20 protein-coding genes and 1 other RNA gene are annotated in these 22,071 nt (G+C 65.0%); 10 read left to right on the plus strand and 11 right to left on the minus strand.

Annotated elements, in window-relative coordinates; translation table 11 throughout:
* The first annotated feature begins 159 nt into the window (after positions 1 to 159).
* Positions 160 to 1,026 carry an N-acetylmuramoyl-L-alanine amidase gene (locus ACVWY5_RS26410; protein WP_028332556.1) on the plus strand — a complete coding sequence of 289 codons (867 nt, stop codon included), beginning with the start codon at positions 160 to 162 and terminating at the stop codon, positions 1,024 to 1,026.
* Between the two features lie 121 nt (positions 1,027 to 1,147).
* Positions 1,148 to 1,375, plus strand: a complete 228-nt coding sequence (locus tag ACVWY5_RS26415) for a hypothetical protein (protein WP_016840052.1) — start codon at positions 1,148 to 1,150, stop codon at positions 1,373 to 1,375.
* 80 nt (positions 1,376 to 1,455) lie between these two features.
* On the opposite strand, the gene ACVWY5_RS26420 is transcribed toward ACVWY5_RS26415, so the two are convergent.
* Together ACVWY5_RS26420 and ACVWY5_RS26425 are read right to left on the minus strand one after the other, a co-directional pair.
* The gene (locus tag ACVWY5_RS26420; protein WP_028332557.1) at positions 1,456 to 2,691 is read right to left on the minus strand and encodes an RNA polymerase sigma factor; all 1,236 of its coding nucleotides are present in this window, start codon (positions 2,689 to 2,691) and stop codon (positions 1,456 to 1,458) included.
* Positions 2,692 to 2,784: 93 nt separating this feature from the next.
* Positions 2,785 to 3,144, minus strand: a complete 360-nt coding sequence (locus ACVWY5_RS26425) for a YciI family protein (RefSeq protein WP_028332558.1) — start codon at positions 3,142 to 3,144, stop codon at positions 2,785 to 2,787.
* Between the two features lie 235 nt (positions 3,145 to 3,379).
* Between ACVWY5_RS26425 and ACVWY5_RS26430 the strand changes: the two genes are divergently transcribed.
* Positions 3,380 to 3,535 carry a hypothetical protein gene (locus ACVWY5_RS26430; RefSeq protein WP_198400224.1) on the plus strand — a complete coding sequence of 52 codons (156 nt, stop codon included), beginning with the start codon at positions 3,380 to 3,382 and terminating at the stop codon, positions 3,533 to 3,535.
* A 7-nt stretch (positions 3,536 to 3,542) separates the two neighbouring features.
* Positions 3,543 to 3,743, plus strand: coding sequence for a hypothetical protein (locus ACVWY5_RS26435; protein WP_028332559.1), 201 nt, complete (start codon positions 3,543 to 3,545; stop codon positions 3,741 to 3,743).
* Positions 3,744 to 3,916: 173 nt separating this feature from the next.
* Here ACVWY5_RS26435 and ACVWY5_RS26440 read toward each other — a convergent pair whose 3' ends face one another.
* Both ACVWY5_RS26440 and ACVWY5_RS26445 read right to left on the minus strand, forming a co-directional pair.
* Positions 3,917 to 4,351 (minus strand): PAS domain-containing protein, encoded by a 435-nt coding sequence (locus ACVWY5_RS26440; RefSeq protein ID WP_028332560.1) that lies wholly within the window; start codon positions 4,349 to 4,351, stop codon positions 3,917 to 3,919.
* 105 nt (positions 4,352 to 4,456) lie between these two features.
* Positions 4,457 to 5,356, minus strand: coding sequence for a LysR family transcriptional regulator (locus ACVWY5_RS26445; RefSeq protein WP_028332561.1), 900 nt, complete (start codon positions 5,354 to 5,356; stop codon positions 4,457 to 4,459).
* 146 nt (positions 5,357 to 5,502) lie between these two features.
* Between ACVWY5_RS26445 and rnpB the strand changes: the two genes are divergently transcribed.
* Positions 5,503 to 5,918: RNase P RNA component class A (gene rnpB, locus ACVWY5_RS26450), an RNA gene on the plus strand.
* A gap of 109 nt (positions 5,919 to 6,027) precedes the next feature.
* On the opposite strand, the gene ACVWY5_RS26455 is transcribed toward rnpB, so the two are convergent.
* Positions 6,028 to 7,479 carry a GntP family permease gene (locus tag ACVWY5_RS26455; RefSeq protein ID WP_028332562.1) on the minus strand — a complete coding sequence of 484 codons (1,452 nt, stop codon included), beginning with the start codon at positions 7,477 to 7,479 and terminating at the stop codon, positions 6,028 to 6,030.
* 4 nt (positions 7,480 to 7,483) lie between these two features.
* Positions 7,484 to 8,503, minus strand: coding sequence for a patatin-like phospholipase family protein (locus tag ACVWY5_RS26460; protein WP_028332563.1), 1,020 nt, complete (start codon positions 8,501 to 8,503; stop codon positions 7,484 to 7,486).
* Between the two features lie 229 nt (positions 8,504 to 8,732).
* Between ACVWY5_RS26460 and ACVWY5_RS26465 the strand changes: the two genes are divergently transcribed.
* Together ACVWY5_RS26465 and ACVWY5_RS26470 are read left to right on the plus strand one after the other, a co-directional pair.
* On the plus strand, positions 8,733 to 8,912 hold the full coding sequence (locus tag ACVWY5_RS26465) for a hypothetical protein (RefSeq protein ID WP_028332564.1): 180 nt from the start codon (positions 8,733 to 8,735) through the stop codon (positions 8,910 to 8,912).
* Between the two features lie 172 nt (positions 8,913 to 9,084).
* Positions 9,085 to 9,612, plus strand: a complete 528-nt coding sequence (locus ACVWY5_RS26470) for a hypothetical protein (RefSeq protein WP_028332565.1) — start codon at positions 9,085 to 9,087, stop codon at positions 9,610 to 9,612.
* 344 nt (positions 9,613 to 9,956) lie between these two features.
* Here the strand turns inward: ACVWY5_RS26470 and ACVWY5_RS26475 are convergent, their stop codons facing one another.
* A complete protein-coding gene (locus tag ACVWY5_RS26475; RefSeq protein ID WP_028332566.1) occupies positions 9,957 to 10,685 on the minus strand; it encodes an alpha/beta fold hydrolase in 729 nt (242 codons plus the stop codon).
* Positions 10,686 to 10,874: 189 nt separating this feature from the next.
* On the opposite strand from ACVWY5_RS26475, the gene ACVWY5_RS26480 reads away from it, so the two are divergent.
* Positions 10,875 to 11,618: a sulfite exporter TauE/SafE family protein gene (locus tag ACVWY5_RS26480; RefSeq protein ID WP_028332567.1), complete on the plus strand. Its 744-nt coding sequence runs from the start codon at positions 10,875 to 10,877 to the stop codon at positions 11,616 to 11,618.
* A gap of 64 nt (positions 11,619 to 11,682) precedes the next feature.
* Here ACVWY5_RS26480 and ACVWY5_RS26485 read toward each other — a convergent pair whose 3' ends face one another.
* The 3 genes from ACVWY5_RS26485 to ACVWY5_RS26495 all read right to left on the minus strand — a co-directional run bounded on the left by ACVWY5_RS26485 (position 11,683) and on the right by ACVWY5_RS26495 (position 16,767).
* The gene (locus ACVWY5_RS26485; RefSeq protein ID WP_028332568.1) at positions 11,683 to 13,482 is read right to left on the minus strand and encodes an ABC transporter ATP-binding protein; all 1,800 of its coding nucleotides are present in this window, start codon (positions 13,480 to 13,482) and stop codon (positions 11,683 to 11,685) included.
* Between the two features lie 361 nt (positions 13,483 to 13,843).
* On the minus strand, positions 13,844 to 15,433 hold the full coding sequence (locus ACVWY5_RS26490) for a DHA2 family efflux MFS transporter permease subunit (RefSeq protein ID WP_028332569.1): 1,590 nt from the start codon (positions 15,431 to 15,433) through the stop codon (positions 13,844 to 13,846).
* A gap of 47 nt (positions 15,434 to 15,480) precedes the next feature.
* A complete protein-coding gene (locus ACVWY5_RS26495; RefSeq protein ID WP_028332570.1) occupies positions 15,481 to 16,767 on the minus strand; it encodes an HlyD family secretion protein in 1,287 nt (428 codons plus the stop codon).
* Positions 16,768 to 16,955: 188 nt separating this feature from the next.
* Between ACVWY5_RS26495 and ACVWY5_RS26500 the strand changes: the two genes are divergently transcribed.
* Together ACVWY5_RS26500 and ACVWY5_RS26505 are read left to right on the plus strand one after the other, a co-directional pair.
* Complete coding sequence (locus ACVWY5_RS26500; RefSeq protein ID WP_028332571.1) at positions 16,956 to 17,600, plus strand: TetR/AcrR family transcriptional regulator; 645 nt, start codon at positions 16,956 to 16,958, stop codon at positions 17,598 to 17,600.
* Between the two features lie 232 nt (positions 17,601 to 17,832).
* Entirely contained in the window at positions 17,833 to 18,675 is an 843-nt protein-coding gene (locus tag ACVWY5_RS26505; protein ID WP_028332572.1) for a GNAT family N-acetyltransferase, read from the plus strand.
* A 416-nt stretch (positions 18,676 to 19,091) separates the two neighbouring features.
* Here ACVWY5_RS26505 and ACVWY5_RS26510 read toward each other — a convergent pair whose 3' ends face one another.
* Positions 19,092 to 21,764 (minus strand): flavin-containing monooxygenase, encoded by a 2,673-nt coding sequence (locus ACVWY5_RS26510; protein WP_028332573.1) that lies wholly within the window; start codon positions 21,762 to 21,764, stop codon positions 19,092 to 19,094.
* Positions 21,765 to 22,071 lie beyond the last annotated feature (307 nt).

The raw sequence follows: 22,071 nt of genomic DNA on the forward strand, positions 1-22,071 counted from the left end.
TCGCGACCCACTCCGCGCACAATGGCGCGGCACATCGTGCGGATCACGGAACCCGGCAGGGGTCGATTGCGCGGCCCGCACGGTAAAGGAATAGTAAACGCCTATTTGTTTATCCATATGTCAAAATGCTTTCTCCTGGTTCGGGTTTGAGTGATTCGTATGGCTTCAAGTTCGTCTTCGTCCGGCAACGCTGATTCGAAGCGTCAGCGCGCCCTCCCTGTTCCAAAGGGGGTGGCGGACGCGAAGACGTTCACGCCGGATTCCTCGATCGCCTCCGACGTGATCCCGTCGGCGAACTTCGGCGATCGCGCCAATGGCCGGCAACCCGACATGATCGTGCTGCACTACACCGGCATGCCCGACGTCGAGGGTGCGATCACCCAGCTCTGCACGGCCGGCACCGAGGTCTCGGCACACTACATCGTGCTCGAGGACGGCCGCATCGTGCAGTGCGTGCCGGAGAGCAAGCGCGCCTGGCACGCCGGCGTGTCGGCGTGGGCCGGCGATGACGACATCAACTCCTGCTCGATCGGCGTCGAGATCGTCAATCGCGGCCACGATTGGGGCTATCCGGACTTTCCGCTGCGCCAGATTGCGGCTGTCATCGCGCTGTGCCGCGGCATCATGCTTCGCCGCAAGGTGGTTCCGCATCGCGTGCTCGGCCATTCCGACGTGGCGCCGGCGCGCAAGAAGGATCCCGGCGAGAAATTCCCCTGGCACTCGTTGGCCAATTCCGGCGTCGGGCACTGGGTGCAGCCGGCGCCGATCGCGCGCGGCGACGCGCTGCAGCTCGGTGCGATCAGCGACAGCGTCTCCAACATGCAGGCCGCGTTCCGGCGCTACGGCTACAACATCCCGACCAACGGCAAGTTCGACGGCCCGACCATGGAGGTCGTCACCGCCTTCCAGCGTCACTTCCGCCCGGAGCGCATCGACGGGATCGCCGACCGCTCCACCATGGCCACACTGCACGCGCTGCTCGAGAGCCTGCCGCCGGATGCGGCGACGGTGGTCGCGTCGAGCTAGGCTCGCCTCTGTCCGTCATTGCGAAGGAGCGGTGCATTTTCCTGCCAAGTGTGCGTGCACGTTGGAACTTTTCGGCACGTGCGGTCTTTGTAGCTGGGGCGGTCCGAGTGGAGATTCGTCCATGTTCAAAGCACTGATCGCAGGAGCCGCCGCCGTCGGCCTCATTGTCGCTCCGGCTGCCGCTGGCGCTATGTCGACCCAAAGCAAGACCATGTCGTCGACCCATCACAAGACCCAGAAGGTCCATCACGCGCAGAAGAAGATGGCACCCGGCACCACGACCGGCATGTCGAAGGGAACGACGACCGGGCAATCGAGCACCGGCGCCAAGGCGAAGACAGGTTACTGAGCACGCTCAACACCGCACGGCGCGCTGACCATCGCGGATGAATGGCGCGCCGTCACTGGCCACGCACGAGATGGGGCGCGTCACCCCATCTCGGCGATGCGCCGCGCATAGAGCCGCCGCAGCGGGTCGAGTTGCGTGGCTGCCGTTGCAACGAGATAAGCCTGCCGCGCTTCGTCCTTGCGGCCGAGGCGGCGCAGCAAATCGGCGCGCACCGCGGGCAGCTGGTCATATCCCTTCAAAGTGCCGCGCGCGTCCAGCGCATCGATCAGGCCGAGCGCGCGCGCCGGACCATCGACCATCGACACCGCGGCGGCGTGATTGAGCTCGATCACCGGCGACGGGCTGATGCGCAGCAGCACCTCATAGAGACCGGCGATCTGCGGCCAATCCGTGTCCTGATAACTCGGCGCCCGCGCATGCAGCGCGGCGATCGCGGCTTGCACGGCGTAGGACTGCGGCCGGCCCGGCATCCGCAGCGCTTCCTCGACCAGTTCGAGGCCTTCGGCGATCTGCTGGAAATCCCACAACGAACGGTCCTGCTCCTCGAGCAGCACGATATCGCCGCCGGCGGTTTGGCGGCCGGCGCGACGCGCATCATGCAACAGCATCAGAGCCAGCAGGCCCTTGATCTCGCCGCGCGCCGGTATCAGCGCATCGATCAGCCGCGCCAGCCGGATCGCCTCGCGCGCAAGATCGGGCCGCATCAGATCCTCGCCGGCGGTTGCCGCATAACCTTCGGTGAAGACGAGGTAGATCACCGCGAGCACGCCGGTGAGGCGCGGCTCCAGCGCCTCACGCTCCGGCACCTCATAGGGAATGCCGGCGAGTTTTATCTTTTGCTTGGCGCGCAGGAGGCGCTGCGCCATGGCGTCCTCGCTCACCAAAAAGGCGCGCGCGACCTGCACCGTCGTCAGCCCGCACACCGTGCGCAAGGTCAGCGCGACCTGGACCTCGGCGGCAAACGACGGATGGCAGCAGGTGAAGATCAGCCGCAGCATGTCGTCGTCGAGCGTTGCGTCGGCCGGCTCGGGCGAGGACTCCGCATCGAGCAGGATTTGATGCGTCAGTTCCTGCTGCTTGCCGCGAAACGTCGCCGCGCGGCGGACGCGGTCGATCGCCTTGTTGCGGCCGACATTGACCAGCCAGGCACGCGGATTGGAAGGAAAATCGCCGATCGGCCAGCGCTGCAGGGCCACCGCAAAGGCATCCTGAAGCGCGTCCTCGGCCAGATCGAAATCGCCGACGAGCCGGATCAGCGTTGCAAGCGCCCGGCCCGCCTCGTCGCGAAACACTTTTTCGATCTGGCTGGGGGTCATGAGTTTCACCGTCATTCCGGGGCGATGCGAAAGCATCGAACCCGGAATCTCGAGATTCCGGGTTCGCTTCGCGCCCCGGAATGACCGTTGGTCTTATCGCGGGTTGTCGTAGATCATCACCGGCCTGACTTCGATCGAGCCGGTCTTGGCGCCGGGAATCCGCGCCGCGAGGCCGAGCGCCGTGTCGAGATCCTTGGCATCGACGAGATAGTAGCCGCCGAGTTGTTCGCGGGTTTCCGCAAATGGCCCGTCGGTCGTCAGCGTCTTGCCGTCGCGCACCCGCACGGTGGTCGCGGTCGACACCGGCTGCAGCCCGTCACCCGCCTTGAAGTGTCCGCTCTGGATGATGGACTGGGTGTAGACGGCATATTCCGCCGACAGGGCCTTGCGGTCGTCGGCATTCATGCCGCCATATTCCGCGTCGCTCCGGTAGATCAGCAACAGGTATTGCATCTTGAGAACTCCTCTTGATCGGCTGGATCGCCGACACCCAGTCGAACGGGCGACACGCGGGACGACATCGTCAGGATAAATTATTTTGGCCGCCCGGCGTGAATGCCTCGCCGACCCCGGCGGGCCGCGGCGCCGGCTTATATCTGATATTCCGATAGTAATCGCCAGTATTATTCGTTTGTTAAATTCATGGCAGTGCGTAGCCTTGGGGTCGGGATGCCCGGAGGACTTCGCCATGACACCACTGCCGCAGACAGCAACACGCCTTTCCCGGCTCCTGCTGTCGATGCTGTACCGAATCCTGCGCAGCCGGATCGTGGCGGAACCGCGCCACCACGCCAGTCAGGTCGCCTCGAGCATCGCCGCGGGCGGCAATCCGCTCGGCGTGTGAGCAGGCAATGCAACGGGGCACCACGCGCCTGAAGGCGCTGCGTCAGCTGATCGCCGACGAAGGGCTGACCATCGCGATCCTTGCGGCGGTTGCCGCAGCGACGGTGATCGCATTTGGCTTCGGTGCGGAAGCCGACATCGTGGCCTCGATGCTGATCATCGGTCTCGTGACCGCGCTGGCGGAAACCCGCCTGCGATCGGGAAAGTAGCTCCAGCTGCCGTGACCGGCTCCCGGAGGGAATGACCGAGAACCTAGCATTTGCTTGTAGCCTTATCCGTGTCATTGCGAGCGAAGCGAAGCAATCCACCTGTTCGCATGTGCGGAGCGATGGATTGCTGCGTCGCTACCGCTCCTCGCGAAGTCGGCACGGCTTCCCAGCCCTTACGACGATGTCCCGGCCTGCTGCGCGGCGCGGCGCCGCAACTCCTTGAGCTCCTCGAAAAGCTTGGTCACGTCGCGCATCACGGCGACGGTGCCGGCAACCTTGCGCGCCGCATCGTGCAGCATCACGATGGTGAATTCGACGGAGATGCGCGTCCCGTGCCTGGTCAGCGCCGGCACCGACAGCAGATCGCCCTGACCGTAGCGGCTCGTCCCGGTCGCCATCGTGTGCCGGAAGCCGGCCCAGTGACGCGCGCGCAGATTCTCCGGAATGATCAAATCGAGCGATTGTCCGATCGCCTCCTCGGCGCTGAAGCCGAACATCCTGACCGCGCCGGGATTCCACAACGTGATGCGGCCTTCGACATCGGTCGCAACGATCGCGTCGGAGGCGCCCTTGAGCAACGCGTCTCCCACTTCTGCCGCAATATCCATGGTTTAACCTCCTGCTGATGCCGATCCTGCTGTGAACGCGGACGTTTGCGCTGACAAGCGAAGAAAGCCGATGGAACGGATCAGTGATGCCGATAGCAATCGCGGTCAGCGCCGCCGCCGCGTGGCGGGCCTGGCCCGCGGGAGGTCCGCGCTCGCATTAACCTGGGATGCGGCGAGCCGATGCATGGTCTCGACCGCGCGCGCCAGATGATCGTCCTGGGCGTCAGCCGGATAGGCGACATAGGCCGGCATCGCAAAGCCAGGTGCACCGGCAACGGCGTGCAGCCGCCGCGCCTTCAGGAGCGGCTCCACGATTCGGCGCGCAAAGAATCCGGAGCCACCGTTCTCCAAAAGATGCTGCAATCCGAGCCAGCCGATATTCACCGTCAGCGCGGGGCCGGCGAAATTCGGAAACAGCGTGGCGTGACGCGCGTAGAATTCAGGGCCCCAATCGACATAGACATAGCCCGGTCCCGGCTCCGGTGCGCTCTTCGGATCGGTCGACACCAGGATGAGCTGCTCCTCGAACAGCTGCTCGACCTTGAGGCCGGGGCGGCTCTGCGGCGTGTACATCACGCCGATGTCGATGCGTCCCTCGACCAGCCCCTGCATCAGCTCGGGCTCGAGCGCGCTCTCGGCACGGATCGAGATGTCGGGATGCGCCCGCGTCATCAGCGGCAGCCAGCGCAGCAGATACTCCTCCCAAAGTCCGATGCGGCCGCCGACCACCAGCGTCGCGGAAAACCCCTTGGGGATTCCGACATCATGGCGCGCCTGCTCGACGGTGCGGACCAGCACCGAGGCGTGGCGCTGAAACTGCCGGCCCGCCGGCGTCAACGTGGTGCCGGCCTTGTTGCGCACGAATAGCACGCAGCCGAGCTGCTGCTCGAGCGTGTGGATGCGGGTGCTGACGGTCGACTGGCTGACGTGCAGCCGCTCCGCCGCGGTGATGAAGTTGCCGGCGCTCACCACCGTCAGGAACGTCCGGGCCAGTTCGGTATCCATGGCGCCTCGACCTTTGGATCGATCAAATCGATATCAAAGGCCCCTCCTCTGTGAATGTCAAAATCGAGGACCAGCCCGGGCGCTGGGCCAAGGTTAACCATCGCAATCGCTTGACGCGGGCGGCCAAAGCCCGCATGCGTAAGCCGTCAGTCGGCCGGACGGCCGCTCCCGCAAGCGCCGAAAGGCCGCGGGGGAGGAAAGTCCGGGCTCCATCGACATGCGGTGCCGGATAACATCCGGCGGGGGCGACCCCAGGGAAAGTGCCACAGAGAACGAACCGCTCCCTCCTCGGAGGAAGTAAGGGTGAAAAGGTGCGGTAAGAGCGCACCGCGTTTCCGGCAACGGAGACGGCATGGCAAACCACACCGGGAGCAAAACCGAATAGGGACGGCAACGCGGTTAGTTCGCGCATGCGCGATAACACCGCAGGGCGATGTCAGGCCCCGCTGTCCGGGTAGGTTGCCCGAGGCAAGGTGCAAACCTTGTCCCAGAGGAATGGCCGTCGCGCATCATTCGCAAGAATGGTGCCCTACAGAACCCGGCTTACAGGCCGGCTGATATCTTGGACCATGAGGGGCTCGGCGCAACACGCCGGGCCCCTCGCCATTTTTTGATCAACGTCGTTCCAGCCATGCGCGCCGGCGAAAAGTAGAGCCAACCATCGTCTTGCGTCAGAACGACCCGAATGCGGTGCCGATCGCAATCACCGCTGCGAGAGCAATGACAGAACTCACGATGCCGACCATGACAATGTCGAGATAGCTTTCGCGATGCTTGAGCCCACAGATCGCAAGCAGGCTAACGACAGCGCCGTTGTGAGGTAGAATGTCCAGCGTTCCCGAACCGATCACCGCGACGCGGTGCAACAGGCCAGGGTCAATACCCGCCTCCGCGGCAAGATCCATATAGGTCCGTCCCAGCGCATCGAGCGCGATCGTCAAGCCGCCGGAAGCCGACCCCGTCAGCGCCGCAAGGATGTTCGTCGCGACTGCGAGCGACACCAATGGACCGCCTTCAATTCGCAACACCCAGTCCCGCACCACGCCGAAAGCGGGAAGCGAGGCGATAACGGCACCGAATCCGACAAGGCTTGCGACGCTCAGCGCCGGCAGGACCGACGCGTTGGCACCGGCATCCATGGTTCGTCGCAGTGCGGGCAGTCGCGTCCAGTTGCAGAGGATGACCGTCACGATCGCTCCCGCCAGCGCCACCACAACCGACCAGACACCGGCCACGGCAGCCAGCGATGTATTTCCCCATCGCTGTTCGGCCAGGAACGAAAAATCAAGCCGGGGCAGCACAACCAGCGACATCACCAGATTGACGGCAACGACGACGATCAGGGGAAGCAAGGCGTTGAAAATCGGGACGGCGGCATCGCTGTGATATCCGTGGCGGAGCTCCGCCGGGTCGAATTCCCGCGCAGTCGTAGCCCGCTCGCGCAACAGCTCATCGTCGGCTGCATCCGCCGGAACCGGCAGCTCGTCGCCATAACCCTCTTTTGCCCGACGCGCCGCTTTTTCCGCGCGAAGCAGCCACCACAGCCCGACGCCCAGCATGATGATCGATGCGACAGCGCCGAGGCCCGGTGCGGCAAAGGGGGTCGTGCCGAAGAACGGCATCGGTATCGCATTCTGTATCGACGGCGTGCCCGGCAGCGCCGACATGGTGAAGGTCGAAGTCCCGAGAATGACCGCCGCCGGTACCAGACGACGTGGAATCCCCGCCGCGCGAAACAGCGACTGCGCCATCGGAACGATGACAAAGAAGGCGACGAACAGGCTGACGCCGCCATAGGTGACCAGTGCGCCTGCGAGCACGACCGCGAGGATGATCCGGCGTTCGCCCAGGCACCGGGAGATGAAGCCCGCGACCGCAGCGACCGCGCCGCTGTCATCCATGAGCTTTCCGAACACGGCGCCAAGCAGAAAAATAGGAAAGAACTGCGCGAGAAACTCCGACGCACTACCCATGAAGGTCTGCGTCCAGTTCGCAAGCAGCGGCTCGCCACCGAAGGCTGCGGCCACCAGCGCACAGAGCGGCGCGAGCAGCAGCACGCTCCAACCGCGGAAAGCGAGACAGACCAGCAGTCCAAGCCCGACGAGAATGCCGAGAAGACCCATCGTCTCAGCACTCCGCCAGCAGAATATCGAGATCTGCGGTCGAACGCTCACCGAGATCGGCGCCATGCGCGTCGAGGAATTCGGCGGCGGCTCGCCGCCCTTCCTCGTGCAGCTTCGCCACGAACGCCCATTCGGCATTGAGCTTGGATGACGAACCGAACGTCGCAAGCATGTCGCTCTTGATCCGGTGCGTCTTCATCTGCGCCCAGCGGGCGCCTTCCCCCGTACCGGGGTCGGCGACCTGGCGAAGCAACGCGATCATCCGCAGCTCCTTTGCCAGCGGCGAGTTGAACGAGATCTCGTTAAGCCGGTTGAGAATGTCAGCGGCCGTGCGCGGCTGCTCCGGACGCTCGGTCGGGTTGATCTGGACGACGACGGTGTCGTGCGCGTCGGTCTCGCGAACGAGCGGCGTAATCGTGGGATTACCCGCGTAGCCGCCGTCCCAATAGGGCTCGCCATCGATCTCGATCGCACGAAACATCGTCGGCAGGCAGGCCGACGCAAGCAGGACATCCGCGGTAATCTCCGCGTTGCGAAAAATCCGTCCGCGGCCCGTACGGACGCGCGTGGCGGTGATGAAGAGCTTGATCGGCGCGCGTGCAAGACGCTCGAAATCGATACTGTCGTTCAATATGTCGCGTAGCGGATTGAAGCCAAGCGGATTGAGGTCGTAGGGTGAAAGCATCCGCGACATCAAATCGGTGAAGAGATAGGCGGGGGAGCTGTCAAGCGACCAGCGTCCCATCAGTCGGTCGAGCGGCGACCGTTGCAACGGACTGAATGCGGCGGCGCGCGAGACGCTTCGCCAATATTTTTCAAGCGCTTCGCGTGCACCGGCGGCGCCGCCCGCGGTCCAACCATCCGCCAGCACGGCTGCGTTCATCGCTCCGGCCGATGTCCCGGAGATGCCCGCAATCTGAAACCATGGTTCTTCGAGAAGCCGATCCAGGACACCCCACGTGAACGCACCGTGCGATCCGCCACCTTGAAGCGCCAGGTCTACGAGCACGGGGCTGCGGTTCATGAATCCATGCTCACCAGCACGCGAGACCCTCATTATGTCGCAGTTTAGCCGAACATGCGAGACAAAGTTGCGGTCGCTGCGTAATTCCGATGGCGAACTTCGAACGATATGATTTCAACTCGAAGCGAAGCGAACCGATCGCTTAAGTGCCGCCACAGGCCCGCGTTTCTTAAAAGGCGACATGCATAGGGTGGCGGGCGTAGAGTGTGTCCCTCGCGGAGGAACACAGATGGACCTTCAGAAGATCATGGCGAAGGCAAGAGACATCGCCAGGAGCACCGGCACGATCACGACCGAGCAGCTGAACGGGATGTGCCCCAACAATATGGAGCCCGAAGATATAGCGGCTCTCTTTGCGGCTCTGCGGACCGAGGGGATTCGTCTCAAGGACGACGAAGCGGAAAAGTAGGAGAGCCACTGTGCTTTGACGCTATGGCAAGACAATCGATCACTGCGATCGAAACGCTGGCCGAGTTTGGTTAGTGGCAGATTGGCCTCCGGCGGCATTGCAGCTATGATCCGCTGGAGCTGGACGTGTCCTTCTGCCCCGAGATTCAAGAAGATCAAAAGGAGGAATCGGAATGTCGGTCGCCTGCAAGTTCGAACGCAGCATCCTCAGCCATGAAGAATATGAAGCAATCCGCCTGACGCATCATCCCGCCATTTACAGCGTCGAGGTGAGCGAGCTCGAGGCCATGCGACCCCGCTTGCGCAAGATGCGCGACAAGGAGCGAACGGTCGGCCGACAAAAGCAGCGCGAGAGCCGCGGAAAGGCCGAGGCGCGCGGCACCAGCTTTCCGGGAACCGCCAAGCATGCGTCGGAGCGTAAGCAGGTGTTCGCAGCAGCGCTGAAGCGGGTCAACACGGAGCTGAAACTTCAGCACAATCTGGCGGCCCGGACGGCACATGTCGAAGCAGCGCGAAAGGCCCTCGCGCTGCACCGTGCGGCGAACTTCACAACGCGTCCCCCGGCTGGAGCCACCGCGGGCGAAGGCATGGCGTCGAAGCCAAGCGAACGCCGACGAAAAATCATTGCGGGCGCAAAGATCGGACGCATATCGCAGGCGACAAAGGTCGCTCAAGCCGTTCGCGACGCGCGCGGTGCATGATCCGCAACTCACGCCCGCGGACATCAAAACTGCAGGCGGCGATGCAGGAAAAGGCCCGCGCCGACTGATCGCAGGGCATGCGCGGGCCGCGCCGCCTGGCGGAGAGCCCGCACCTGCGGTTCATCGCGCGTCTGCGGATATGACCGAACGAGAAGTTGCCTCCCATCATCAACGGCAGCTGAACAGCGCCGCCGGTGCGGAAGGCTTCGCCAATTCGCTCACCGGGAAATGATCGGGTGCATTTGCGCAATTGCGTTCGCCGCCGGCACCGCGGCGCTCGTAGATCTCGTCCGTGAAACGAGGATTTCCGTGCACGAGTACGATCTGGATCGCTAGATCTCCCCTCAGGAAACGATCTCCTGCAGGATCGCCATCAGCGCCTCCGGCGCGGTGACATTGGGCGAATGGCTGGCGTCGATCTCAAAATAGCGCCAGCCGGCTTCGTTCCTGATGCGCCGGGCGAACTGGCCGAACGTGTCGGCCTGCGTGGCGCGGGTGGCGTAGATATAGCTGCGCGGCAGGCTGGTCTCGCCGCGCTTCAACCGCAATTTCTGCTCGAAGCATTTGATCGGCATGTCGATGCGCCGCGCGCTCAGCCATGCGACGTCTGCGGGCGACGTGTCCGGCGGTACCGGCATCGGCGGAATACGCCAGCCGTCGCCGTCGCTCGCGAACTCACGCATGGTCTCGACGGCCGATTCGTTGAGATCGAACAGCGACTGGCCGTCGCGCGGCACGAAGGCGTCGATATAGATCATCTGCGCGATGCGCTCGCGCACCCGGTCGGCGACGCCGGTCGCGACCATGCCGCCATAGGAGTGCCCGATCAGCACGATGTCGCGCAGGTCCTCGCAACTGATGACGCTGAGCACATCCTGGATATGCGCCTCGAGGTCGAGTCCCTGATGCGCAAGGTGCGCGCGCTCGCCAAGCCCGGTGTAGCTCGGCGTGACCAGCCGATGTCCGGCGGCCTGCATCAGGGGATGCATCTTCTTCCATGCCCAGCCTGCCGACCAGGCGCCGTGACAGACCAGAAAGGTTTTTTGCGAGTTCGCAGGCGAGCCTGAAGTCATGGGATGCTTCCATTCCGATTATCGTTGGTGAGCCGCGATTTTGAAGTGTACCCACGATGCACGTTGTGTAAACGTGCAGTCGCTCCCTCCCTTTGTCATTCCGGGATGGTCCGAAGGACCAGACCCGGAATCTCGAGATTCCGGGTTCGATGCTGCGCATCGCCCCGGAATGACGACTGAAAGGCCTCAATGATCCCGGCAAGCTATGCGATCCTGTTCTTCGGCGCGCTTGCCGGCGGCTTCGTCTCCGGCCTTGCCGGCTTCGGCACCGCGCTGATGGCGCTCGGCATCTGGCTCTATGTGCTGCCGCCGACGCTCGCGGTGCCGCTGGTGCTGGTCTGCTCGGTCATCGCGCAGCTCTCGACCTTGCCGTCGATCTGGAAGAGCATCGATTTCCGTCTGGTCTGGCCGTTCGTCATCGCAGGCCTCGCCGGCGTACCGATCGGCATCTTGCTGATCGCGCGGGCCGACCCCGAGGTTTTCAAGCTGACGATCGGCGTCTTCCTGCTGGTGTTTCCGACCGCGTTGTTCCTGCAGCGCAAGCCGATGTCGATCGCCTTCGGCGGCAAATGGGCCGACGGCGCGATCGGATTTGCCGGCGGCATCCTCGGCGGCCTCGCCGGACTGTCCGGCCCGCTGCCGATCCTGTGGGCCAGCGTGCGCGGCTGGGGCAAGCAACAGCGCCGCGGCGTGTTCCAGATCTTCAACTTCACGATCCTGGCGGCCGCGCTTTGCGTGCAGATCGCCAGCGGCCTGGTGAAGCCCGAGCTGATCTGGCTGGTAGCGTGCGCGTTTCCAGGGACGCTGCTCGGCGCCTGGCTCGGCGCGCGGCTCTATCATGCGCTCAGCGACCGCAATTTCTCCGACGTCGTGCTGCTGCTGCTGTTCCTGTCCGGCGTCGCGCTGGTGTGGAACGGACTGGCGCCGAAATAGCGCGGGCGCTGCGTGAGCGTCGGTTCTGATCCAATCAGAACCGACGCTCCAGCCATGCGCCATCTCACTCCGCCGCGGCCTGGCCGAATTCGGTCGCCTGACGCTCGAACAGGCCGCGATAGATGCCGCCGGGACGCGCGGCCAGCACCTCATGCGTGCCCTGCTCGACGATTTCGCCGCGGTCGAACACCAGGATGCGATCCATGCTGCGCACGGTCGACAGCCGATGTGCGATCACGATCGAGGTGCGGCCCTTCATCAGCCGTTCCATCGCCTGCTGGATCAGCGCCTCGGACTCCGAATCGAGGCTCGAGGTCGCCTCGTCCAGGATCAGGATCGGCGCATCCGCCAGGAAGGCGCGTGCCAGCGCCACGCGCTGCCGCTCGCCGCCCGACAGCTTGACGCCGCGCTCGCCCACCAGCGTGCCGTAACCCTTCGGCAGCCGCATGATGAAGTCGTGCGCATTGGCGAGCCGCGCCGCCTGCTCGATCACCTCCATGCTGGCGCCCGGCCGGCCATAGGCGATGTTCTCCGCCAGCGTGCGGTGGAACAGGATCGGCTCCTGCTGCACGATCGCGATCTGGCTGCGCAGCGATTGCTGCGTCGCCCTGGCGATGTCCTGACCGTCGATCAGGATCCGGCCGCCGGAGACATCGTAGAGCCGCTGCACCAGCTTGACGAAGGTCGTCTTGCCGGAGCCGGAGCGCCCGACCAGGCCGACCCGCTCGCCGGCATCGATGTCGACCGACAGCCCGTCATACAGCGGCCGGCGATGGCCGCCATAGTGAAACGTGACGTCGTCGAACACGATGCGGCCGCCCTGGATGTCGATCGTCCCGGCATCGTCCGCATCGACAATGCCGAGCGGCTCGCCATGGATCTGCACCAGTTCCTCCATGTCGTTCACTGAACGCTGCAGGTTGTTGATGTGCATGCCGACATCGCGCAGATAGGCGTGGATGATGTAGTAGCTGGTCAGCACATAGGTGACGTCGCCCGGCGTGGCGTGGCCCTGCGCCCACAGCAGGATCGCACCGCCGATCACCGAGGCGCGGAAGCACAGCAGCACCACGAGCTGCGCCGTCGAGGTGTGGTTGTAGCGGAACCAGGTCCGCCGCACCCGCCGGCGCCAGCGGCTGATGACGCCGTCGAGCCGCATGTCCTCGCGCGTCTCCGCGCCGAACGACTTCACCACCGCGTTGCAGGTCAAGGCGTCGGCCAGCGTGCCGCCGACCTTGGTGTCCCACGCATTGGAAACGCGCGCGGCAGGCGCGACGTAGCGCACCTGGAACACCATCGTCATCGCGACATAGATCACCGAGCCGACCGCGATCACCGCGCCGAGCTGCGGCCAATGCACGCCGAGCAGGATCATCGAGCCGACCAGCACCACGACCGACGGGAGCAGCGCCATCAGGATGGTGTCGTTCAGCAAATCGAGCGCCCACATGCCGCGCGTGATCTTGCGCACGGTGGACCCGGCGAACGAATTGGCGTGCCAGTCGGTCGAGAAGCGCTGCACCCGCATGAAGGACTGCTGCCCGACATCGGACATCGTCTTCAGCGTGAACGGCACGATGGTCTGGATCCCGACCAGCCGCAGTACCAGCGACAGCGCGCCGAGGCCGACGATGGCGCCGAACGCCAGCATCGCCGCGTGGCGCGCGGCGGCATCGGTGGCGCCCGCGGTCAGCGCGTCGACCAGATGGCCGGAAAACACCGGCATGAACAGGTCGGCCGCGGTCGCGCCGAGGAATCCCGCCGTCACCGCGGAGGCACGCAGCGGCTGTTCCAGCCAATGGCGGAACACAAAGGGAAGCACGATCCGGATCGCGGCCGGTCGCTTGGATGTCAGAGAGGGCATGGCACATTCCGGCCACGCTTTTGCAGCGCGTGCCGGCTCCATCTGAGGCGACGTGCGGGCGAAGTCCGACCGCGTGCGCCGCTGGAAATTGTCGATAAACTGTTGGGAAGTTTTGATGATCGGGGATCAGGCCCGATCAGCGCCGGGAGCTAACGCCTGAACGCGTTCAGCACCGTCGAACGCGGGCGCGCGATCTGCGAAATAAGCGACTTCATGCGCATCTCCCCGGTTCGAGTAAGGAAGCGCTGCTTATAAATGCATCACGCGCGGTTGGCAAGGTAACATCGGCGTGAGTGCGTCAATGTGTCGGCGACGTCAGCTATTCACGCGACCGGGCGTAGCCCGCGCGAATCCAATGCGCTCAATGCGCGTCGCCGCCGCTCGCGGTCATCGACGGCGGCTTGTTGACGAACAGCACCAGAAGGCTGAGCGCGACATAGAACAGCGACAGCATGAAGAAGGCGTCGCCATAGCCCATCACCGCGGCCTGGCGGTGCACGATCTGCGAGAGCTGCTTCATCGCCATGATGGCGGAATCGCCCATGCCCTGCATGCGCTGGGTGAACATGTTGAGGGTCTCGACCGCGGTCGTGTTGCCCCAGGTCACGCGGTCATGCAGCCGCGAGATGTGCAGATCGGTGCGGTCGTTGAGGACCTCGTTGATGACGGCGAGCCCCACCGCGCCGCCGAGGTTGCGCATCAGGTTGAACAGGCCGGAGGCGTTCTTGACGCGATCCTGCGGCAACGTCGCGAGCGCGATGTTGTTGGTCGGCACCATCGCGCACATCATGCCGATGCCGCGCAGGATTTGCGGCAGCAGCAGCTCGTAGAAATCATAGTCGCGGGTGATCCAGGTCATCTGCCAGGAGCCGAGCGCGAAGGTCACGAGGCCGAAGGCGATGATGTAGCGCAGATCGACCTTCTGCATCAGCCGGCCGACTACCGGCGCCATGAAGAACATGGTGACGCCGGAGACGAACATGGTCTCGCCGATCATCAGCGCGCTGTAGCCGCGGACCTCCGCGAGATAGCGCGGATAGACATAAGTCAGGCCATAGAGCCCGATGCCGATGCAGAACTGCAGCACGCAGCCGACCGCGAAGTTGCGATTGGAGAAGGCGTAGAGATCGACGATCGGCTCCTCCGCGGTCAAGACGCGCCAGAAGAACGCGACCGCCGAGACGAAGCCAATCGCGGCGCAGACCGCGACCGAGGTGTCCTGCAGCCACTCATATTGCGGACCCTCCTCCAGCACGTATTCGAGCGAGCCGAGGAAGCCGCCCATGAAGATCAGGCCCCACCAGTCGAAGCGCTCGAGCAGCGCGAAGTTCGGCTGGTCGAAATCGACCAGCGCCAGCACGCCTGCCGTGATGATGACGCCAGGCACGATGTTGATGAAGAACAGCCAGTGCCAGGACATCAGGTCGGTGATGTAGCCGCCGACCGTCGGGCCAACGGTCGGCGCCAGCGTCGCGACGAGGCCGATGATCGGCGCCACGATGTGGAACTTGGTGCGCGGGAAGATCGTGTAGGCCGAGGCGAACACCGTCGGGATCATGCCGGCGCCGAGAAAGCCCTGCAGCGCGCGCCACAGGATCATCTGCTCGATCGAGGATGCGAAGCCGCAGAGCAGGCTCGAGGCGGTGAAGCCGAACGCCGAGATCGCGAACAACAGCCGCGTGCCGAGCGCGCGCGACAGGAACCCGGACAAGGGAATCGCGATCACTTCGGCGATCAGATAGGCGGTCTGCACCCACGACACTTCGGTCGAACTCGCCGACAAGCCGGCTTGAATCTCGGACAGCGAGGCCGAGACGATCTGGATGTCCAGGATCGACATGAACATGCCGAACACCATGATGATGAAGGCAACCAGCCGCTTCGGCTGGATGCGCTCGGACTCCGGGGCGCCGGTCATCATCGAGGGTGAAGCAGTGGTCGTATCAGCCATGGGCTCATCGGCTCCGAGCCTCGGACACTGTCCGAAGCTTCAAGACATCACTGCGGATGGATCATCGTCGGCGCGTCGAGATCGGTTTCGGCATCGGCGTCCGCCGCACCCTCGCGGGTGTCGACGGTGGTGTAGACCGACATGCCGGCGCGCAACAGGCCCTGCTTGGCGACGCTGGCAGGCACGCGGATGCGGACCGGCAGGCGCTGCACGATCTTGGTGAAGTTGCCGGTGGCGTTGTCCGGCGGCAGCAAGGTGAACACCGAGCCTGCCGCCGGCGAAATGCTGTCGACGAGGCCGGTGAACTTGCGGAAGCCGTAGGCGTCGACCTTGATCGTCACCCGCTGCCCGGTGCGGATGCGCTTGAGCTGGGTCTCTTTATAGTTGGCGTCGATGAAGACGCCGTCGAGCGGCACCACATTGCCGAGCCGCTGACCGACATTGATATAGTCGCCGGTGTTCACCAGGCGGTTGGAGAAGGTGCCGTCGACCGGCGCGCGGACATTGGTGAATTCGAGATCGCGCTCGGCCTTGGCGAGCTGGGTCTGCAATTCGGCGAGCTGGGCGCGGGCCTCGGCCTGCTGCGCCTTGGTCACCTCGACATTGTCCTTGGCCGCATCATAGGCCGCCTGGGCGGACCGCACGCTGGCCGCGCCCTGATCGCGGCCGGCCTCCGAGACTTCGAAGGTGGCGCGCGAGGCAAAACCCTTGGTGCTCAGCGCCTGCTGCCGGTCGAAATCGAGATCGGCGCGCTTCAGTCCGGCCTGCGCGGACACCAGCTGCGCCTGCGCCTGCTCGACCGAGCTCGCCGCCGCCGCAACCTGGCGGCCGATGCGCTCGATCGTCGCCTGCTGGGTCGCGATCCGGGTGCGGGCGGCGTCGACCGCGATGCGGTAGTCGCCGTCATCGATCCGGAAGATCACGTCGCCTGCGCGCACCAGCGCGTTGTCGCCGGGCAGGATCGCCGCGATATGGCCCGCGACGCGCGCGCCGAGCATGGAGTTGTTGGCGCGGACATAGGCATCGTCGGTCGAGACGTAGAAGCGCCCGACCATCAGGTAATAGGCGGCATAGCCCGCGGCGGCGAGCGCGAGCAGGCCGACCACGCCCATCATCACGAATTTGCGCTTGCCGGATTTCGGCGCTGCCGCCGCAACGGGCGAAGCCGCCGGCTGCTCGGGCACAGACGCGGGCGGCGCCTCCGCGGGACGCCTGGCTTCATCAGCCCGGCCCTGCTCGCCGAGATCGGCGGATGCATCGCGCGCGATCGCGTCCTCGGCCATCTCAGGCTCCGAACGAACAATGCGTGCAGCCTGATCCCGTGCTGCGGCCATAGCCGAGGCTCCCCACAAAAATCTTGACGCGCGCGATGGCGGAATAAGGGCCGTGCGGCGCATCGTCACTCCCAAGATACCATTGACCGAACGGTTCGGTCAATCTATATTCTCGCCTGCTAGATTATAAGGCTTCGATTCTACCCTTTCCTACTTTGGGTTGAGTTCTTTCCCGAGAAGCTAAATCAATGGTTGCAGCGCCCCGAACCTCCCTCCTGTCCGTCGGCGAGGAGGAATCGTCGAAACGCCGCCAGATCCTGGACGGCGCCCGTAAGGTGTTCCTGGAGCTCGGCTTTGACGGCGCGAGCATGGGCGAGATCGCGCGCGCTGCCGGCGTCTCCAAGGGCACGCTCTACGTCTATTTCCCCGACAAGGCCGGGCTGTTCGCGGCGATCGTCGAGGAAGAGAAGCTCGAGCAGGGCAAGGTCGCCTTCAATTTCGATCCGGCGCGCGACGTCGACACCACCCTCCACGAATTCGGCCGCGCCTATGTCGCGGTGTTGTGCCGGCCCGGCGGCGGCTCGGCGATCCGCACCGTGATGGCGATCGCCGAGCGGATGCCCGAGCTCGGCAGCCGGTTCTACACCCACGTCATCGCCCACACCGTCGACCGCTTTGCCGCTTATCTCGAGGCACGCGCCGCGCTCGGCGAGCTCGTGATCGACGACTACCAGCTCGCGGCCTGGCAGTTCATGCAGATGTGCCAGGCGACGCTGTTCCAGGCGTTCATCTTCCAGGCCAGGCCGTCGCCCTCGCCGGAGCGGATCGCAACCGTCGTCGACAGCGCGACGCGCGTGTTCTTCGCGGCGTACCGGCCGAAGGGCGATCGATAGGTCGATTGCGCGTCACTCTATCCGCGTCATTGCGAGCCACCCGGTCGGCGCGAAGCGCCGCCGGATGACAGGCTCCGCGAAGCAATCCATTTCTCCGCTTGCGGAGCGATGGATTGCTTCGTCGCTTCAGCTCAAAATTGCCTCGCAATTTTGTCGCGAGCTCCTCGCAATGACGACGAGACATTGGTGCGCTATCATCGCGCTTGCGGCGACAATGCGAGAACGCTTATCCATGAATGACCTCAGCATCCGGCATATGCAGCCTGACGAGATCGCGCTCGCGGTGGATTGGGCCGCGGCGGAGGGATGGAATCCCGGTCTCGCCGATGCGCCCTGCTTTGCCGCCGAGGACCCGCAGGGCTTCTTCATCGGCGAGCTCGATGGCGAGCCTGCCGCAGTGATCTCCTGCGTCAATTACGGCGCGCGGTTCGCCTTCCTCGGCTTCTACATCGTGCGTCCGGATCTGCGCGGCCGCGGCCATGGCCTGAAGATCTGGAATGCGGCCATCGCGCATGCGCGCCCGCGCGTGATCGGGCTCGACGGCGTGGTGGCACAACAGGCGAACTACCAGAAGTCCGGCTTCGGGCTCGCTTACGCCAATGTGCGCTATGGCGGCACTGTCGCCGCACCATCCGCGCCGAGCGACGGCGCCGTCGCGCTGGCCGATCTGCCGATGGCGCTGATCGAGGCCGATGACGCCACGGTGTTTCCCGCACCGCGGCCGGCATTCCTGCGCGCCTGGATCAACACGTCAGGACATGTCGGGCGCGCGCTGATGCGCGACGGCAGGCTGGCCGGCTGGGGCGTCATCCGCCCCTGCCGGACCGGCCGCAAGATCGGCCCGCTCGTTGCTGACGACCGTGCCTGCGCCGAGGCCGTTGTCGCGGCATTGCTCGCGAGCGCGGGCAGCGGCGAGGTCTTCCTCGATGTCCCCGCGGTCAACCGCGACGCCGTGGCGCTGGCGCAAGACCTCGGGCTGTCACCGGTGTTCGAGACCGCGCGGATGTATACCGGCACGATCCCGCCACTCCGGATCGATCGCCTGTTCGGCGTCACGACGTTCGAGCTCGGTTAGCGCGAGATGTCGCCAGGTTGAAAGGTCTCGCGGCAGACTGCTGCACCTCCCCCGCTTGCGGGCAGGGCAATCGCATGTGGGCTCGATAGCTCCACAAACTCGTCATGCCCGGCCTTGTGCCGGGCATCCACGTCTTGGTTTCCACGAAAGACGTGGATGGCCGGGACAAGCCCGGCCATGACGGCGCGGAAACACCGGTGCTAGAGCCATAGGCCCGTGGGGCGAGTCGTGCGCTTTTACGATTTCGGAATATTAGAAATATATCCGTGAGTTGCCCGGCATGTCAAGTGGCTCGGTCGAACGCCCGCCACCGCCGGCTCCTTTGCATGGGGTTGTTTTCGATATTTTCGCAACGCGCCCCCCCCCGCAAGTGCCCGCAAGCGGAAGAGGGAGCGCGGCTGCAATTCAAACCCGATCTAGTTCGCCGCCGCGTTGACCTCCGGCGCGGCGACGTTGTCCTGCTCGACCTCCTCGGGCAGGCCGGCGAAGCGCCGCAGCGCCTTCGCCATCTTCACGCGGCCGGCAACGCCGGTGATGATGACGTCGACCATCACGAACGACGAGTGGAAGTGACCCTGCGCCTTGAGCTGCTCGACCTTGACGCCGGCCTTGGCGAGCGCGTCGCCATAGGCGATGCCCTCGTCGCGCAACGGATCGAACTCGCTGGTCGCGATGAATGCGGGCGGCAGGCCTTCGAGCTTGCCGCGCAGCGGCGCGACGCGCGGGTCGGTGCGATCGGCCGGCGAGCAGTACAGGTCCCAGAACCAGTACATCAGCCCGCGGGTCAGGAAGTAGCCGGTCGCGTTGTCGACATAGGACGGCCGGTCGAATGTGGAATCGGTGACCGGACAGATCAGGAGCTGGCCCGCGATCTCGGGCCCGCCGCGATCGCGCGCGAGCTGGCAGGTGACGGCCGCGATGTTGCCGCCGGCGCTCCAGCCGGCGACCAGCAGCGGCCCTACCCTGCCGCCGAGTTCGGCGCTATGGGCCGCGATCCAGCGCGTCGCGGCAAAACCGTCCTCGGCCGCGGCCGGGAAGCGATGCTCAGGCGCGTGGCGATAGCCGACGCTGACGATGATCATGCCGGTGCGCCGGCACAGGTCGCGGCAGAACGGATCGTCCGACATCTCGTCGCCGAGCACCCAGCCGCCGCCGTGGAAATACACCACGATCGGATGCGGCCCCGGCGTCGCCGGCCGGTAGAGCTTGTACGGCAGCGGACCGTCCGCCCCCTGCAGCATGCCGCTGCCGACCTCGCCGACCGGGCGGCCAAAGGGACGGCCCTTGTTGAACTCGGTGAGAAAGTCGCGTGCGCCCTGCGCCCCCATCGTCTCGAGCGGCGGCAGGTTCATCTCGCCGAGCAGGTTCAGCACTAGCCGCACATCCGGCTGCAGGCGCACGATCTCGCCGTCATTGCACTGCTCGGCAACGCCGGGACCCGAGAGCTTGAAGCCGAGCATGCCGCGGCCGACCACCTCGTTGCAGATGCTGCGATACGGACCGACGCCGCCCGTATAGGGCATCACGCCCTGCGGCTTGCCGGGCACATTGGCGCCCGTGTACCAGGTGTTGGCGAGCCGGTGCAGCGTCAGCGTCGCGCAATCGGCCATGTGCCGTTCCCAGCCGGTCTGCGCGGTCTCGGTCGCTTCCATCGTGGTGAAGCCGGCGTCGCGCAGCGCGGCGATCCGTTCGACCACCCAATCGACATGCTGCTCGATCGAGACAGCCATGTTCGACAGCACCGACGGGCTGCCGGGACCGGTGATCATGAACAGATTGGGGAAGCCCGCGACGGTGACGCCGAGATAGGTCTGCGGTCCGTGCGCCCAGACATCCGATAGCGACTTGCCGCCGCGGCCGGAGATCGGATGCACCGCCATGATCGCGCCGGTCATCGCGTCGAATCCGGTGGCGAACACGATGACGTCGACGTCGAACTTGCGTCCGTTGGTGAAGATGCCGCTGGTGGTGATCCCCTTGATCGGCTCCTGCCGCAGATTCACCAGCGTCACGTTCGGACGGTTGTAGGTCGCGTAGTAGTTGGTATCGAGGCAGGGACGCTTGGCGCCGAACGGATGATCATGCGGGGCCAGCGCCGCCGCCGTCTCCGGATCCTTGACCACAGCGCCGATCTTCTCGCGGATCAGATCGGCAACCAGTCTGTTGCCGTCGACATCGACCGCCTGGTCGGCCCAGAGCTGGGTCAGAATGTGGACGAGGTCGCCCGCCGCCCACGCCTTCTCGAACCGCTCGCGGCGCTCGGCATCGCTCAACTGCCAGCTCACCACGGTCTGCTGCGGATAGGGCACGCCGGCCATCGACCAGCGCGCCTGCTCGCGATAGGCGGCGCGGTCGCCCTCGAAATAGGTCTTGCGATCCTCCGGCGCCGGGCCGTTGCCCGCAGGCAGCGCGAAGTTCGGGGTGCGCTGGAACACGGTGAGCTGCGCGGCCTGTTCGGCGATGATCGGTATGGACTGGATGCCCGACGATCCGGTGCCGATCACGGCAACGCGCTTGCCCTTCAGATCGACGCCCTGATGCGGCCAGCGGCCGGTGAAATAGATCTCGCCCTTGAAGTCCTTGACGCCGTCGATCTCCGGCGGCTTCGGCGACGACAGGCAGCCGGTCGCCATGATGTAGTAGCGGCACGAGACGTCGGCGCCGTTATTGGTCGAGATCTGCCAGCGCGAGGTCGCATCATTCCAGGTCGCCTGCGTGACCTTGGTGCCGAACCTGATGTCGCGGCGCAGATCGTAGCGGTCGGCGACGAAGCCGAGATAGCGCAGGATTTCCGGCTGGGTCGCGTATTTCTCCGACCAGGTCCAGGCCTGATCGAGCTCGGGATCGAAGGTGTAGCTGTAGTCGATGGTCTGGATGTCGCAGCGCGCGCCGGGATAACGATTCCAGTACCAGGTGCCGCCGACGTCGGCGCCCTCTTCGAGCGCGACCGCCGAGAAGCCCGCCTTGCGCAACCGATGCAGCAAGTACAGTCCGGCGAAGCCGGCGCCGACCACCGCAACGTCGACCTGTTGCGTGGTTCCGCTCTGCGTGGAGTCTGAAGCGCGTGCTGCAACTGCTGCGTCTGGCATGCCATTCCTCCCGTATGTTTTGATTTGACGGAAGGCTAGCCTCGAGCCTTCAGTTTGTCATCACGACAAACGCAATCAGAGGTCGCCGCAATTGTGACGCCCGCGGCCTGGAGCGCGCCGCGCAGCGCGTAGACGCAAGTGGTGACGTAAGTTGTGGCGACGCAGCGGGTACGAACGGAGCCGCACACTTTGATGTCGTCCCGGCGAAAGCCGGGACCCATACTCCGCGGCGGATGTTGTGGACGGGACTCGTCGTTCCATCGACGCGCAACGATGACCATCGGTGGTTATGGGTCCCGGCCTTCGC

Source organism: Bradyrhizobium sp. USDA 3256 (assembly GCF_054058275.1).

Excerpts from the sequence above, each read along its gene's own strand:
- ACVWY5_RS26460 (WP_028332563.1), bottom strand. The coding sequence starts at position 8,503 with ATGAACCGCAGCCCCGTGCTCGTAGACCTGGCGCTTCAAGGTGGCGGA.
- ACVWY5_RS26475 (WP_028332566.1), bottom strand. The coding sequence starts at position 10,685 with ATGACTTCAGGCTCGCCTGCGAACTCGCAAAAAACCTTTCTGGTCTGT.
- ACVWY5_RS26435 (WP_028332559.1), top strand. The coding sequence starts at position 3,543 with ATGCAACGGGGCACCACGCGCCTGAAGGCGCTGCGTCAGCTGATCGCC.
- ACVWY5_RS26465 (WP_028332564.1), top strand. The coding sequence starts at position 8,733 with ATGGACCTTCAGAAGATCATGGCGAAGGCAAGAGACATCGCCAGGAGC.
- ACVWY5_RS26415 (WP_016840052.1), top strand. The coding sequence starts at position 1,148 with ATGTTCAAAGCACTGATCGCAGGAGCCGCCGCCGTCGGCCTCATTGTC.
- ACVWY5_RS26500 (WP_028332571.1), top strand. The coding sequence starts at position 16,956 with ATGGTTGCAGCGCCCCGAACCTCCCTCCTGTCCGTCGGCGAGGAGGAA.
- ACVWY5_RS26425 (WP_028332558.1), bottom strand. The coding sequence starts at position 3,144 with ATGCAATACCTGTTGCTGATCTACCGGAGCGACGCGGAATATGGCGGC.
- ACVWY5_RS26440 (WP_028332560.1), bottom strand. The coding sequence starts at position 4,351 with ATGGATATTGCGGCAGAAGTGGGAGACGCGTTGCTCAAGGGCGCCTCC.
- ACVWY5_RS26445 (WP_028332561.1), bottom strand. The coding sequence starts at position 5,356 with ATGGATACCGAACTGGCCCGGACGTTCCTGACGGTGGTGAGCGCCGGC.
- ACVWY5_RS26495 (WP_028332570.1), bottom strand. The coding sequence starts at position 16,767 with ATGGCCGCAGCACGGGATCAGGCTGCACGCATTGTTCGTTCGGAGCCT.
- ACVWY5_RS26510 (WP_028332573.1), bottom strand. The coding sequence starts at position 21,764 with ATGCCAGACGCAGCAGTTGCAGCACGCGCTTCAGACTCCACGCAGAGC.
- ACVWY5_RS26455 (WP_028332562.1), bottom strand. The coding sequence starts at position 7,479 with ATGGGTCTTCTCGGCATTCTCGTCGGGCTTGGACTGCTGGTCTGTCTC.
- ACVWY5_RS26490 (WP_028332569.1), bottom strand. The coding sequence starts at position 15,433 with ATGGCTGATACGACCACTGCTTCACCCTCGATGATGACCGGCGCCCCG.
- ACVWY5_RS26430 (WP_198400224.1), top strand. The coding sequence starts at position 3,380 with ATGACACCACTGCCGCAGACAGCAACACGCCTTTCCCGGCTCCTGCTG.
- ACVWY5_RS26470 (WP_028332565.1), top strand. The coding sequence starts at position 9,085 with ATGTCGGTCGCCTGCAAGTTCGAACGCAGCATCCTCAGCCATGAAGAA.
- ACVWY5_RS26480 (WP_028332567.1), top strand. The coding sequence starts at position 10,875 with ATGATCCCGGCAAGCTATGCGATCCTGTTCTTCGGCGCGCTTGCCGGC.
- ACVWY5_RS26410 (WP_028332556.1), top strand. The coding sequence starts at position 160 with ATGGCTTCAAGTTCGTCTTCGTCCGGCAACGCTGATTCGAAGCGTCAG.
- ACVWY5_RS26505 (WP_028332572.1), top strand. The coding sequence starts at position 17,833 with ATGAATGACCTCAGCATCCGGCATATGCAGCCTGACGAGATCGCGCTC.
- ACVWY5_RS26420 (WP_028332557.1), bottom strand. The coding sequence starts at position 2,691 with ATGACCCCCAGCCAGATCGAAAAAGTGTTTCGCGACGAGGCGGGCCGG.
- ACVWY5_RS26485 (WP_028332568.1), bottom strand. The coding sequence starts at position 13,482 with ATGCCCTCTCTGACATCCAAGCGACCGGCCGCGATCCGGATCGTGCTT.